Raw genomic sequence first — 13,347 nt, forward strand, 5'->3', positions numbered from 1 at the left:
GATGCATGCCACAAAAAAGCACCCCTTTGGGTGCTTTTTTGCGCATATTTAACAATCTGGCATCACTGTTGCAATTCTTTCTCAGTGAAGAGATCGGCAAACAGCGCGGTGCTTAAATAACGTTCACCCGAAGACGGCAGGATAACCACAATATTCTTATTGGTAAAGGTCTCATCTTCCTGAAGTTTGAGCGCGGCGGCAACGGCGGCCCCGGAAGAGATACCGGCCAGAATGCCTTCTTCTTCCATCAGGCGGCGCGCGGTCGAGATAGCTTCTTCATTGGTAATGCCCACGACTTTATCGACCAGCTTGAGATCCAGGTTGCCCGGGATAAAGCCTGCGCCGATACCCTGAATCTTGTGCGGGCCCGGTTTCAGCTCCTGGCCTGCGATCGCCTGAGCGATAACCGGGGAATCCGTCGGCTCAACCGCGACGGTAATCAGATCAGTTTTGCCTTTGGTGTTCTTGATATAGCGGCTCACGCCGGTCAGCGTCCCGCCAGTACCAACGCCTGAGATAAACACGTCAACCTGGCCGTCGGTATCTTCCCAAATTTCCGGACCGGTGGTTTTTTCATGAATTTCCGGGTTAGCCGGATTGCTGAACTGCTGCAACAGCAGATATTTCGACGGATCGCTTGCGACAATCTCTTCAGCTTTCTGGATAGCGCCTTTCATGCCTTTAGCGCCTTCGGTCAGCACCAGGTTGGCGCCCAGCGCTTTCAGCAGTTTACGGCGCTCAACGCTCATGGTTTCCGGCATGGTCAGCGTTAGCTTATAACCACGCGCGGCGGCGACATACGCCAGCGCAATACCGGTATTACCGCTGGTCGGCTCGACCAGCTCCACGCCCGGCTTTAGTACGCCGCGCTTCTCTGCATCCCAAATCATATTGGCACCGATACGGCACTTAACGCTGAAGCTCGGGTTACGTGACTCCACCTTCGCCAGAATGCGTCCGTTACCGATGCGGTTCAGTCGAACCAGCGGCGTATGGCCAATAGTCAACGAGTTGTCTTCAAAAATCTTGCTCATAGCCCGTCCTTAACTGTATGAATTTTGGGAACCACACCAGCATACCCGCTCAACGCGTCTGAGGAAGTAAGGATTTCGTATATCGTTATGCTCGTGCGAAATAATGCTTAAGAGTATGGAATAAGCCCGGCTATATGCCAGCCGGACTAGCGCCAGCTGGCGTGTTTGCCGCGATAGCAATCTACCCACATCGCCGTTGCGCCGCAGACTGCTACGGGCATAATCGCGAGATTCAGCACCGGCACCAGCGTAAAGAGGCTGACCAGCGCCCCGAACTGCATATTTAAACCTTTCCGTTCGCGCAGCGCAGTACGCATGGTTTTAAACGGCACTTTATGGTTATCGAACGGGTAGTCGCAATACTGGATAGAGAGCATCCAGGCGCTAAAGAGGAACCAGAGCACCGGCGCGATGGTCTGGCCGATTCCGGGAATAAAGTAGAGCAGCAGCAGTACTAACGCGCGGGGCAGATACCAGGCGAGCTTTTGCCATTCGCGCTTCATGATGCGCGGCAAATCTTTCATGATGCCGAAAATACCGGTATCCGGCGGCGTGGCGCCGGTAAGCCGGGCCTCCAGCTGTTCCGCCAGCAGGCCGTTAAACGGCGCGGCTATCCAGTTGGCTACGGTAGAAAAGAAATAGCCGAAAATCAGGACGACAGAGATTACCGCCAGCGGCCAGAGCAGATAGTTAAGCCACTGCAGCCATTCCGGGACATGAGACATCAGTCGCGGGATCCAGTTATCGAGACGGGTAAACAGCCACCAGAACGCGCCGCCCATCAGCAAAAAATTGACCAGCAGAGGAAGGATCACGAAGCGCCGGATACCCGGCTGGCTTATCAGCCTGAATCCCTCTGAAAGGTAGTACAGACCGCTGCGCGAACCCGCGCCTGTGTTTGAAACCATAGTTCCACAAAGCTCCTTATTAGCCTCCCCGAACCGGGGCCCGGTTATCTTAACCGAGAGGGAAATTTGCGCCACCCGAGAAATGGTCGAAAAAACAGCAAAAAGCACGATTTCTTTCATCTTTCTGTCCGGAAAACCGAGCGCGCACTTGCACTTGCCGTAATGGGCAAATACTCTTAGTGAGTAAATGTTTGCCGTCATGGCAAGGTGTTAGAACAACAGAGAATATAATGATGCAGGATTTGCGTCTGATATTAATCATTGTTGGCGCGATCGCCATAATCGCCTTACTGGTGCATGGTCTGTGGACCAGCCGTAAGGAGCGTTCTTCTATGTTCCGCGATCGTCCGATGAAGCGCATGAAATCGAAGCGCGATGAGGATGAAGACGAAAACGACGTCGATGAGCCGGATGACGACGGCGTTGGCGAAGTTCGCGTGCGCCGCAGCGCGCCGGTGCCGGAAAGCGCGCCGGCTCGCCAGCCTCAGCATAACTATCAGCCGCCTTACGCGCCTTCTCAGCCGCGTCAGCCTGTTCGCGAGCCGATCGAGCCGGAACACGAGGCTGCGTACACAGAAACGCCTGAAGCGCCATTGCATCAGCCGCAACAGCCGCAGCCGGTTCGCCAGACTGCGCCGCAACCGCAACAGCCTGCGCCAGCACAGCCTGCAATGCGCCAGCCCGCGCCGCAGCCGGTCGCCGAGCATGTGCCGCAACCAGAGCCGGTTTCCGAACCCGCGCCCGTAAGCGCCCCGGCAAAACCACAGCCGAAAGAAACCGTTATTATTATGAACGTGGCGGCCCACGCGGGCAGCCAGCTTAATGGCGATGTGCTGTTCAACAGCATTCAGCAGGCCGGTTTTAAATTTGGCGACATGAACATTTTCCATCGTCATCTGAGCCCGGACGGCAGCGGACCTGTGCTGTTCAGCCTGGCGAATATGGTTAAACCAGGTTCGTTTGATCCGGAAACCATGACCGATTTTACCACGCCGGGTATCACCATCTTTATGCAGGTGCCAGGGTTTGGCGATGAGCTGCAAAACTTCAAGCTGATGTTGCAGTCGGCGCAGCATATCGCCGATGAAGTTGGCGGCGTGGTGCTGGACGATCAGCGCCGTATGATGACGCCGCAGAAGCTGCGTGAATATCAGGACAGAATTCGCGATGTGAAAGAGGCGAACGGCTAACCGCCCGCCGTTAAGCTTTCTCCCATAACCCCCGCCTGTCGGGGGTTTTTTATCATTGATGGTGCGTTATGGAATCAATCGAAGAAAAACTGACTCAACTGCGAACCACGCTTCGCCATCATGAATTTCTCTACCATGTCATGGACGCGCCGGAAGTGCCGGATGCTGAATACGATCGCCTGATGCGCGAACTGCGCGCGCTGGAAGAGGCGCATCCGGAGCTGGTGACGCCCGATTCGCCCACCCAGCGCGTTGGCGCAGCCCCGCTGACCGCGTTCAGCCAGGTGCGTCATGAAGTGCCGATGCTCTCGCTGGATAACGTGTTTGACGAGGCGAGTTTCCTGGCGTTTAACAAGCGTGTGCAGGATCGCCTGAAAAACACCGATGCGCTGGTGTACTGCTGCGAGCTAAAACTCGATGGCCTGGCGGTCAGCCTGCTCTATGAAGATGGACTGCTGGTGCGTGCCGCCACCCGCGGTGACGGCACAACCGGCGAAGATATCACGCTTAACGTGCGCACCATTCGCGCCATTCCGCTGAAGCTGCATGGGGATAACATTCCGGCGCGCCTCGAAGTGCGCGGCGAAGTGTTCCTGCCCCAGACGGGCTTTGAAAAGATCAACGAAGAAGCCCGGCGCACCGGCGGAAAAGTTTTCGCTAATCCGCGTAACGCGGCGGCGGGTTCGCTGCGTCAGCTCGATCCGCGCGTCACCGCCAAACGCCCGCTGACCTTCTTCTGTTACGGCGTCGGGCTGCTGGAAGGCGGCGAGCTGCCGCGCAGCCATATGGCTCGTCTGCAACAGTTTAAAGCCTGGGGCCTGCCGGTGAGCGATCGCATTCGCCTCGTGAAAACGCCGGAAGACGTGCTGGCGTTTTACCGCCAGGTCGAGGCCGACAGACCGACGCTCGGGTTTGACATTGACGGCGTGGTAATTAAAGTCGATTCGCTTGAGCTTCAGGAACAGCTGGGCTTCGTGGCGCGGGCGCCGCGCTGGGCCGTGGCGTTTAAATTCCCGGCTCAGGAGCAACTGACGACCGTGCGTGACGTCGAGTTCCAGGTCGGACGTACCGGTGCTATTACGCCGGTCGCGCGCCTGGAACCGGTGCAGGTGGCGGGTGTGCTGGTGAGCAACGCGACGCTGCATAACGCTGATGAAATTGCGCGCCTTGGGCTGCGTATCGGCGATAAAGTGGTGATTCGCCGCGCGGGCGATGTTATTCCGCAGGTGGTCAACGTGGTGCTCTCTGAGCGCCCGGAAGAAACGCGACCGGTGGTGTTCCCGACGCAGTGCCCGGTCTGCGGCTCGGATGTCGAGCGTGTTGAGGGCGAGGCGGTGACGCGCTGCACCGGCGGGCTTATCTGCGGCGCCCAGCGTAAAGAGGCGCTTAAGCATTTCGTCTCGCGTCGCGCCATGGATGTGGACGGCATGGGCGATAAAATCATCGACCAGCTGGTTGAGAAAGAATATGTCCATACGCCTGCCGATCTGTTCCGTCTGACGGCGGGTAAACTGACCGGACTCGATCGCATGGGGCCGAAATCGGCGCAAAATCTGGTCACTGCGCTGGAAAAAGCCAAAGAAACCACGTTCGCGCGTTTTCTCTATGCGCTCGGCATCCGGGAAGTGGGCGAAGCGACCGCCGCCGGGCTCGCGGCTCATTTCGGCACGCTGGAGGCGCTGATTAACGCCTCGATTGACGACCTGCAAAAAGTACCGGATGTCGGGATTGTGGTCGCGACGCATGTGTTCAACTTCTTTGAAGAAGAGAGCAACCGCGCGGTGATCCGCGATCTCACCGAAGAGGTGGGCATTCACTGGCCCGCGCCGCAGGTGGTGAAAGCTGAAGAGATAGACAGCCCGTTCGCCGGGAAAACCGTGGTGCTGACCGGCTCGTTAAGCCAGATGTCGCGCGACGACGCCAAAGCGCGCCTCGCGGCGCTGGGGGCGAAAGTCAGCGGCAGCGTGTCGAAGAAAACCGATCTGCTTATCGCCGGTGAAGCGGCGGGCTCCAAACTTGCGAAAGCGCAGGAGCTGGGCATTGAGGTCATCGACGAGGCGGAAATGTTGCGCCTGTTGGGTGAGTAATATGGAAAAAGAGCAACTCATCGCTATCGCCAATACGGAAATGCCGTTTGGTAAATACAAAGGCCGCCGGCTTATCGATCTGCCGGAAGAGTATCTGCTGTGGTTTGCCCGCAAGGATGAGTTTCCCGCGGGAAAACTTGGCGAGCTGATGGCGGTGACGCTGCTGATTAAATCAGAAGGGCTGGGCCACCTGGTCCAGCCGCTGAAAAAGCCCTGAAAAACGGCGCGAAAATTCGCGCCGTGATTTTTCCTGCCATTTCACCGTGGCCCTGTTACCGGCCCGTGAGAACGTTATTCTTATACGTAGATGTCAATCTGATGGTCGCTGGAGGCCTGTTTCACGGCTTCCACCTGCTTGCTTTCCTGTTTTTTCTGCGCCTGTTCAGCCTGCTCATGCTGCAACTGAGCCAGCTGCGCCTGCAACATTTTGAGCTGGTTCTGGATAAGCTGCTGCTGTTTCTGCTTCTCTTCCGCGCTGCCTTCGCTGGTGGCGAGATCTTTTAGCTTGGTTGTAAGCTTGGTGATTTGCTGTGTCAGGCGGGCAATTTGCGACGCAATATCGTTGCCGCTGGACGCGCTGCTGCTGCTTGTCTGTACCGACGGGGTTGATGCAGTAATGGTAGTCGACATCATGTTCTCCTTTGTTATAGGCCTGGAGAAGGTATCGGCACCGGAACCGGAAAGCTGAGTGCTTAATGGCGAAATCGCGTATAAAAGCGAAGCAGGGCGGGTAGATACGGTAAAAGGCGTGAGGATGTGGATAGCGCGCATAGCAAAAAGGCACCTTTAGGGTGCCTTTTTACATTGGTGGGTCGTGCAGGATGACTCGCTTCGCTCGCCCTTCGGGCCGTCGCCGCAAGCGGCTCCGTTGTCTCGCCATAAATGGCTCGACACGAACCTGCTGCAGGTTCGAATCTTTCTTACGTTCAGATAAGCAAAAAGGCACCTTTAGGGTGCCTTTTTACATTGGTGGGTCGTGCAGGATTCGAACCTGCGACCAATTGATTAAAAGTCAACTGCTCTACCAACTGAGCTAACGACCCGAAGTGGTGGGTGATGACGGGATCGAACCGCCGACCCCCTCCTTGTAAGGGAGGTGCTCTCCCAGCTGAGCTAATCACCCACTTCGGTACTTCTGTTACTGCATGATAAGAAATTCGCTGGCGAGAAAGTGGTGGGTGATGACGGGATCGAACCGCCGACCCCCTCCTTGTAAGGGAGGTGCTCTCCCAGCTGAGCTAATCACCCACTTCTCATTTCTTATCTACACTGCGGGAACCACGTTAAAGTGGTGGGTGATGACGGGATCGAACCGCCGACCCCCTCCTTGTAAGGGAGGTGCTCTCCCAGCTGAGCTAATCACCCCCGCTGTGTGGAGTCGCATTATAGGGAGAGTTGAAAATGAGTCAACGCCTTTTCCAAAGTTTTTGTTTGTTCGTCGTAAAATTAGACAGCGCGTTGGTTTTCTGGGCGTTAAGGTATGATTTCTCAACAGATAACGACTGAAAAGAGGGGCGGAAGGTATCAACATTGAGGAATCAGCGCACGGTGGTAGAATATTGCCCACTTTGTCACTCCCTGGCATGTGCCGCTTAATGGCATTGTTTAACACTAAGGCCAATCAATGAAAATCAAAACCCGCTTCGCGCCAAGCCCGACCGGCTATCTGCATGTCGGTGGCGCCCGTACCGCTCTTTATTCCTGGCTTTTCGCCCGCAATCAGGGCGGCGAATTTGTGCTGCGCATTGAAGACACCGATCTTGAGCGCTCCACGCCGGAAGCCATCGAAGCCATTATGGATGGGATGAACTGGCTGAGCCTGGAGTGGGATGAAGGCCCGTATTTCCAGACCAAACGTTTCGATCGCTACAACGCGGTAATTGATGAAATGCTGGCGGCGGGAACGGCGTATAAGTGCTATTGCTCAAAAGAGCGTCTGGAAGCGCTGCGCGAAGAACAGATGGCGAAGGGCGAGAAGCCGCGTTATGACGGCCGCTGCCGCCACAGCCATGAGCATCACGCTGACGATGAGCCTTGCGTCGTGCGTTTTGCTAACCCGCAGGACGGCTCCGTCGTGTTTGACGATCAGATCCGCGGCCCGATTGAATTCAGCAACCTTGAACTCGACGATCTGATCATCCGTCGTACTGACGGTTCCCCGACGTACAACTTCTGCGTGGTGGTGGATGACTGGGATATGGAAATCACGCACGTGATCCGCGGCGAAGACCATATCAACAACACCCCGCGCCAGATTAACATCCTGAAAGCGTTGGGCGCGCCGGTGCCGCTGTATGCGCACGTTTCTATGATCAATGGCGATGACGGTAAAAAGCTCTCCAAACGTCACGGCGCGGTCAGCGTCATGCAGTATCGCGACGACGGCTATCTGCCGGAAGCGCTGTTGAACTATCTGGTGCGTCTGGGCTGGTCCCACGGCGATCAGGAAATTTTCTCCCGTGAAGAGATGATCAAATTCTTCGCGCTTGATGCAGTGAGCAAATCGGCGAGTGCGTTTAACACTGATAAACTGCTGTGGCTCAACCACCACTACATCAACACGCTGGCGCCGGAATATGTGGCGACGCATCTGCAGTGGCATATTGAGCAGGAAAACATCGACACCCGCAACGGTCCGCAACTGGCGGAGCTGGTAAAACTGCTGGGCGAGCGCTGCAAAACCCTCAAAGAGATGGCGCAGACCTGCCGCTACTTCTATGAAGATTTCAGCGAGTTCGACGCCGACGCGGCGAAAAAACACCTGCGCCCGGTGGCGCGTCAGCCGCTGGAAGTGGTGCGCGATAAACTCGCTGCGGTGACCGACTGGACCGCTGAAAATGTGCATCATGCCATTCAGGCGACCGCCGATGAGCTGGAAGTGGGCATGGGTAAAGTGGGCATGCCGCTACGCGTCGCGGTGACCGGGGCAGGGCAATCACCGGGCCTGGACGTGACCGTTCACGCGATTGGTAAATCCCGAAGCGTAGAGCGTATCAACAAAGCGCTGGCCTTTATCGCGGAACGCGAAAACCAGCAGTAATAAAAAAGCCGGCGCAAGCCGGCTTTTATTTTTCGTCGCTAAGGCCGAGCCTTTTCACCAGACCCGCCGTCCCTTCTTCATTAATCAGCTCGCTCAGGCGCGCCTGTTCCTGCGGGTTCAGCATCTCCAGCGTGCGGATAAACTGCGCCATCATTTCGTTATCCCAGGTCACGTAGGGCGCATCGTTCTCTTCAACGCGGCGATAGAGGTGGGCTGAGTAGCGCAGCTTATCGGTGGACAGAAAATAGTCATACACCTGCTGCGTGATAAGAATTAACTGCGCGCCGCCTTTACGCCCCTTGAGCGGAATACGCTTCCAGCCGTACTTCCGCGCCCAGCCGCTGATGGTCTGCGCCGTATAGCCCGTCAGCTCGCCCAGTTCTTTCGCCGTCATCCAGCGTGTAAATCGGTTCATGGCTTAATCCGTGTGGCGAATATCCAGCCGCTGCAACAGGCCGGCAATGCCTTCACGCAGCAGTAACGAGGTTAGCTGTTTTTGCTCTGACTGGCTCATCTCTTTCAGAGAATTCAGCAGCAGATTTTCCAGGGGCGCGTCGACAGACGCTGTATAGGTGGCGACGTTATCAGAGACGCGGCGGGCGCTGCGGATAAACGCCAGCACCTGTTCATCAACATGAATCACGCGCGCTTTGCCGCCCTGTACGCCGGGCTTCGGCGACGTGTGCCAGCCCTCTTTGCGCACCCATTTATTGATAGTCTGGCGGCTATATCCGGTGTAATGCGCCAGCTCGTCCGGGGTCATTCGATCCTTGACCATAACTCATCCTTTTCAACATGTAACCTGTTAGTCGTTTATCGTACAAGAACACAGTACAGGAAACTGTGACGGGAATAACTAGCGTATCGGGAGATGCGATTTTTTGGAACCTTTTTGCTGGCTTTTTCGGCACTTGAAATGCAAAGATGAATTTGGCGTTGACACTGTCCGGTGGAATTCTTATTATCCCGCCCGTCAACGCGACAAGGTGTTCCGACGGGGCTATAGCTCAGCTGGGAGAGCGCTTGCATGGCATGCAAGAGGTCAGCGGTTCGATCCCGCTTAGCTCCACCAAACCTTTATCCCAACAGGTTTGGTCAGTAACACCAGAATCTCGTGGGGCTATAGCTCAGCTGGGAGAGCGCTTGCATGGCATGCAAGAGGTCAGCGGTTCGATCCCGCTTAGCTCCACCAAAATTGAAACCCTCGCCTTATGGCGGGGGTTTTTGTTTTTAAGGGTGGATTATTTCTACTCGTCATCCGCCGCTTCTTCTGAACATTCCCCATTTTCTTGCCAGCCAGGCGAAAGGTTTTTATCATTAAAGTCTGTAGAAACGCCGCCATGCCTGTAAGAAGCTTCTTATGAATTATCGCCACGGTTTGCGTAAGTCAGGCATTGCGTTGTTGCTGTGCGTCCTGTTGTTGCCGCTAGCGCGCCTGTTATCGCCAGAGGCTATTGTCGATGGCGCAGGAATATATTTAACGTTTTTACCGCTCAGCCTGATGCTGGCGATGATTTATCTTTTCGGCCGCTATGCCTTACTCCCCCTGGCGCTCTCATTTTTATTTTTTATGGCTGGTTTTTCCCGCTAAATAGCCAACAACTGCTGGCGTTTATCGCGAGTTTTTTATTGCCGATTACGCTGGCGTGCGGCTTGTGCCGCGCCCTGAAAGGTCCGCGCTGGCGCTTTGCGATGGCCCGGCGCGGCGCGGGGTTACGCCTCTTCCTGACTGGCCTGATGGCGCCTTGTCTGATCAAGCTCTTAATGATGATTTCAGGGCACTGGCTTGATTATCCTCAGGTTATTGCGTCTTATTTTGGCGAAAGCACGTCGTTTTACAGTATTGTCACCGTCCAGGGTTTAATGGCAGCATCGGTCATCTTCGTCGATATTTTTTATTATCCAGTCCGCATGGCGCTAAGCCCGGTGTTTGCCCGCGCGTTCTGGCGCCGCTGCATTATTCCGCTGCTCGCGCCGGAAAAAAAGTTGCTGGCCACAGGCTGGTTTGCCTCGGTATTCATTCTGCTGACGCTCTTTCTGCTGCCCTTTAAAGTTTTTTTAATTTCGATTTATACGCTGCCGGTCATTTTCGTTTTATTTACCACCGGGATTTTTCTTATCGGTCCCGTGCTGATTACGCTGCTCTGGTCTGTTGCTTTATTATTGTTAATGGGTAGCTCCAACAGCTTTTTACCGGCAGATAAAAACGGCTTTTTGCTGGCGTTTATGCTGTCTGGCTTTATTGCATTTGCAGTTTCGATGCGTTTCATGACGGTCATTTTTAACAAAAATGAATGGATGAAACGGCAATATCGTATGCTGGCATTGACCGATCCCCTTACGCGACTGCCAAACCTGCGCGCGCTGGAGCGGCACCTGCAAAGTGCTTCTGGCGGCGCGCTCTGCTGCCTGCGTGTGACCAATCTTGAGTTTCTTAGCCGTCACTATGGCCTGATGATGCGCATCCAGTGCAAAAAAGAGGTGACGACGCTCCTGTTGCCCTGGCTGAACGCCGGCGAAAAAGTCTTTCAGTTACCGGACAGCGACCTGCTTATCTGGCTGGCAGGCCCTGAGCCGCATAACCGGTTGCGGCACATGGTGGATCTGCTGAACAGCAAACGTATCCAGTGGAACGGCACGCCGCTTGATCTCGACTATGGCGCCGCCTGGGCGCCGGTACATCAGGTGCAGGCGCCAGAGGAGCTTTACCGCACCATCGGGCAACTGAGTTATCTCGCGGAACTTGCACATCCCGGCGAGCCGGTGGTGGCGCTGGAAAGCCGCAGCCAGGGCATTTCCGGGCAAACCAGCGAGCCGGTGCTGATGCTGCAGAAGGTAAAACGCGCGCTCTCCGGGGATGGCGTCACGCTGTTCGCGCAGCCGATACGCAATGCGCAGGGGGAGGGGTATGCTGAAATTCTGGCGCGGCTTGAGTGCGATGGCGAGCTCATTATGCCCGCGAAATTTATCCCGTTGATCGCCCGTTTTAACCTCAGCGCGCGTTTTGATATGCAGGTGCTGGAGAAACTCCTGAAATATCTGCACGCGCACCCGCAAACGCGCCCAGGCGCGCGCTTTTCCGTTAACCTGATGCCCTTAACGCTACAACAGCAGGGCATCGCCCAGCAGGCCATTGCGCTGTTTGAGCGCTACCAGGTGCCGATTAGCGCGGTGATTCTGGAGGTAACGGAGGAGCAGGCGCTCTCCGGCTCGGAAAACACCATGCATAATATCGCGCTTTTGCAGGCGCGAGGGTTTTGCATCGCGATTGATGATTTTGGCACCGGTTACGCCAATTTCGAGCGGCTCAAAAGCTTACAGGCCGATATCATTAAAATCGACGGCTGCTTTGTCCGTCACGTGGTGAGCAATACGTTTGACGCGCTGGTGGTGAAATCGATTTGCGATCTGGCGAAGGCGCGCGGGTTGACGGTGGTAGCAGAGTTCGTTGAAACCCCGGCGCAGCGCGATCTGCTGTTCGCGCTTGGCGTGGAGTATATTCAGGGCTATCTGCCAGGGCAGCCTGAGCCGCTTGAGCGCAGGGCATAAAAAAACCGGAGCCAGGCCCCGGTTTTTAACGCGTCGCGTTATCTTACAGCACGAGTGCGGCGATAGACGCGGAGAGTACGCTCACCAGCGTAGAGCCATACACCAGCTTCAGGCCGAAGCGAGAAACCACGTTGCCTTGCTCTTCATTCAGGCCTTTGATAGCGCCTGCGATGATGCCGATAGAGGAGAAGTTCGCGAAGGAAACCAGGAATACCGACAGAATGCCTTCCGCGCGCGGAGAGATAGTGCCCGCCAGTTTCTGCAGATCCATCATTGCGACGAATTCATTGGACACCAGTTTGGTCGCCATAATACTGCCCACCTGCAGCGCTTCGCTGGCCGGTACGCCCATCACCCAGGCAACCGGGTAGAAGATGTAGCCCAGAATGCCCTGGAAGGAGATGCCCAGTACAGCGGCGAACAGCGCGTTCAGGCCGGAGATCAGCGCGATAAAGCCGATCAGCATCGCGGCAACGATAATCGCCACTTTGAAACCTGCCAGAATGTACTCGCCCAGCATTTCGAAGAAGCTCTGCCCTTCATGCAGGTTAGACATCTGCAAATCTTCTTCATTTTCAACACGGTACGGGTTGATGATGGAGAGGACGATAAAGGTGCTGAACATGTTCAGAATGAGCGCCGCCACAACGTACTGCGGTTTCAGCATGGTCATGTACGCGCCGACGATCGACATGGACACGGTGGACATCGCGGTCGCAGCCATAGTGTACATACGGTTGCGCGACATCTTGCCGAGAATATCCTTATAGGCGATAAAGTTTTCTGATTGTCCCAGAATCAGCGAGCTTACCGCGTTGAAGGATTCCAGTTTACCCATACCGTTCACTTTAGAGAGAACCGTACCGATAGCCCGGATAACAATCGGCAGAACGCGAATATGCTGCAAAATACCGATTAACGCAGAGATAAAGACGATAGGGCAGAGCACTTTCAGGAAGAAGAAAGCCAGACCTTCATCGTTCATTTTGCCAAAGACGAAGTTAGTCCCTTCATTAGCAAAGCCGAGCAGTTTTTCAAACATATCGGCAAAGCCTTTCACAAAGCCCAGGCCAATGTTTGAGTTCAGGAAGAACCAGGCCAGCAGCACTTCGATAACCAGCAGCAGACCAATATAGGGCAGGCGAATTTTTTTGCGGTCGTGACTAACCAGCAAAGCAAGGAGCGCTACAACGGCGAGCGCCAAAACGAAATGAAGAACGCGGGACATATTTGCTCCAAATATGAGGCAGGTTTAATTTCCGTGCACATTCTATGCAACAACCATTTAGAAAACGAGATCTGCAACACACTATAGTTACGTCATGTGACAAAACATGAAAAGAGTGATCAAACATACAAAAATGTGATGTTACGTAAAGCAGTGAAAGGTTATCTTTTCCTGCTACACTTTTAACATACGTGGTCACATGCGGTAGACTTTTCCGCGTATTCCTCGATCTTAACTCACCTTTCATTGATTTCAGCTATCAGAGCCATCAGAGATTGTCCGGTCTTATGAACTTGATAATCATTCTCATT

Annotated in this window: 10 protein-coding genes, 6 tRNA genes, 1 other RNA gene and 1 pseudogene; 7 read left to right on the top strand and 11 right to left on the bottom strand. The window is 55.0% G+C overall.

Annotated elements, in window-relative coordinates; translation table 11 throughout:
• Nucleotides 1-62 precede the first annotated feature (62 nt).
• Both cysK and cysZ read right to left on the bottom strand, forming a co-directional pair.
• Entirely contained in the window at nt 63-1,034 is a 972-nt protein-coding gene (gene cysK / locus AB8W27_RS05880; RefSeq protein WP_015742011.1) for a cysteine synthase A, read from the bottom strand.
• A 146-nt stretch (nt 1,035-1,180) separates the two neighbouring features.
• Nucleotides 1,181-1,942 carry a sulfate transporter CysZ gene (gene cysZ, locus AB8W27_RS05885; RefSeq protein ID WP_007768197.1) on the bottom strand — a complete coding sequence of 254 codons (762 nt, stop codon included), beginning with the start codon at nt 1,940-1,942 and terminating at the stop codon, nt 1,181-1,183.
• 230 nt (nt 1,943-2,172) lie between these two features.
• Between cysZ and zipA the strand changes: the two genes are divergently transcribed.
• From zipA to AB8W27_RS05900, 3 genes are all read left to right on the top strand, one after another.
• The gene (zipA, locus tag AB8W27_RS05890; RefSeq protein WP_041923791.1) at nt 2,173-3,132 is read left to right on the top strand and encodes a cell division protein ZipA; all 960 of its coding nucleotides are present in this window, start codon (nt 2,173-2,175) and stop codon (nt 3,130-3,132) included.
• A 68-nt stretch (nt 3,133-3,200) separates the two neighbouring features.
• Nucleotides 3,201-5,219: an NAD-dependent DNA ligase LigA gene (ligA, locus tag AB8W27_RS05895; RefSeq protein ID WP_015742009.1), complete on the top strand. Its 2,019-nt coding sequence runs from the start codon at nt 3,201-3,203 to the stop codon at nt 5,217-5,219.
• Nucleotide 5,220: 1 nt separating this feature from the next.
• Nucleotides 5,221-5,436: a DUF3820 family protein gene (locus AB8W27_RS05900; RefSeq protein WP_007700262.1), complete on the top strand. Its 216-nt coding sequence runs from the start codon at nt 5,221-5,223 to the stop codon at nt 5,434-5,436.
• 80 nt (nt 5,437-5,516) lie between these two features.
• Here the strand turns inward: AB8W27_RS05900 and AB8W27_RS05905 are convergent, their stop codons facing one another.
• The 6 genes from AB8W27_RS05905 to AB8W27_RS05930 all read right to left on the bottom strand — a co-directional run bounded on the left by AB8W27_RS05905 (nt 5,517) and on the right by AB8W27_RS05930 (nt 6,584).
• A complete protein-coding gene (locus tag AB8W27_RS05905; RefSeq protein ID WP_015742008.1) occupies nt 5,517-5,849 on the bottom strand; it encodes a FlxA-like family protein in 333 nt (110 codons plus the stop codon).
• A gap of 175 nt (nt 5,850-6,024) precedes the next feature.
• A non-coding RNA gene (locus tag AB8W27_RS05910) (RtT sRNA) lies at nt 6,025-6,155 on the bottom strand.
• Between the two features lie 31 nt (nt 6,156-6,186).
• Nucleotides 6,187-6,262, bottom strand: a tRNA-Lys gene (locus AB8W27_RS05915).
• Nucleotides 6,263-6,266: 4 nt separating this feature from the next.
• Nucleotides 6,267-6,342 (bottom strand) — tRNA-Val (locus AB8W27_RS05920).
• A gap of 49 nt (nt 6,343-6,391) precedes the next feature.
• Nucleotides 6,392-6,467, bottom strand: a tRNA-Val gene (locus AB8W27_RS05925).
• 41 nt (nt 6,468-6,508) lie between these two features.
• A tRNA-Val gene (locus AB8W27_RS05930) sits at nt 6,509-6,584 on the bottom strand.
• 259 nt (nt 6,585-6,843) lie between these two features.
• On the opposite strand from AB8W27_RS05930, the gene gltX reads away from it, so the two are divergent.
• Nucleotides 6,844-8,259 carry a glutamate--tRNA ligase gene (gene gltX, locus AB8W27_RS05935; protein WP_015742007.1) on the top strand — a complete coding sequence of 472 codons (1,416 nt, stop codon included), beginning with the start codon at nt 6,844-6,846 and terminating at the stop codon, nt 8,257-8,259.
• A gap of 25 nt (nt 8,260-8,284) precedes the next feature.
• Here gltX and AB8W27_RS05940 read toward each other — a convergent pair whose 3' ends face one another.
• Nucleotides 8,285-8,674, bottom strand: coding sequence for a YfeC-like transcriptional regulator (locus AB8W27_RS05940; RefSeq protein ID WP_015742006.1), 390 nt, complete (start codon nt 8,672-8,674; stop codon nt 8,285-8,287).
• A 3-nt stretch (nt 8,675-8,677) separates the two neighbouring features.
• Nucleotides 8,678-9,037: a YfeC-like transcriptional regulator gene (locus AB8W27_RS05945; protein ID WP_071820305.1), complete on the bottom strand. Its 360-nt coding sequence runs from the start codon at nt 9,035-9,037 to the stop codon at nt 8,678-8,680.
• A 218-nt stretch (nt 9,038-9,255) separates the two neighbouring features.
• On the opposite strand from AB8W27_RS05945, the gene AB8W27_RS05950 reads away from it, so the two are divergent.
• The 3 genes and pseudogenes from AB8W27_RS05950 (at nt 9,256) to AB8W27_RS05960 (ending at nt 11,808) form a co-directional block, all read left to right on the top strand.
• A tRNA-Ala gene (locus tag AB8W27_RS05950) sits at nt 9,256-9,331 on the top strand.
• 44 nt (nt 9,332-9,375) lie between these two features.
• A tRNA-Ala gene (locus AB8W27_RS05955) sits at nt 9,376-9,451 on the top strand.
• 168 nt (nt 9,452-9,619) lie between these two features.
• Nucleotides 9,620-11,808: pseudogene (locus AB8W27_RS05960) on the top strand (EAL domain-containing protein).
• A gap of 43 nt (nt 11,809-11,851) precedes the next feature.
• Here AB8W27_RS05960 and AB8W27_RS05965 read toward each other — a convergent pair.
• Nucleotides 11,852-13,036 (bottom strand): NupC/NupG family nucleoside CNT transporter, encoded by a 1,185-nt coding sequence (locus tag AB8W27_RS05965; protein ID WP_007700237.1) that lies wholly within the window; start codon nt 13,034-13,036, stop codon nt 11,852-11,854.
• Nucleotides 13,037-13,347: the final 311 nt, after the last annotated feature.

This window comes from Cronobacter turicensis (assembly GCF_041222865.1).
GTDB lineage: Bacteria > Pseudomonadota > Gammaproteobacteria > Enterobacterales > Enterobacteriaceae > Cronobacter > Cronobacter turicensis.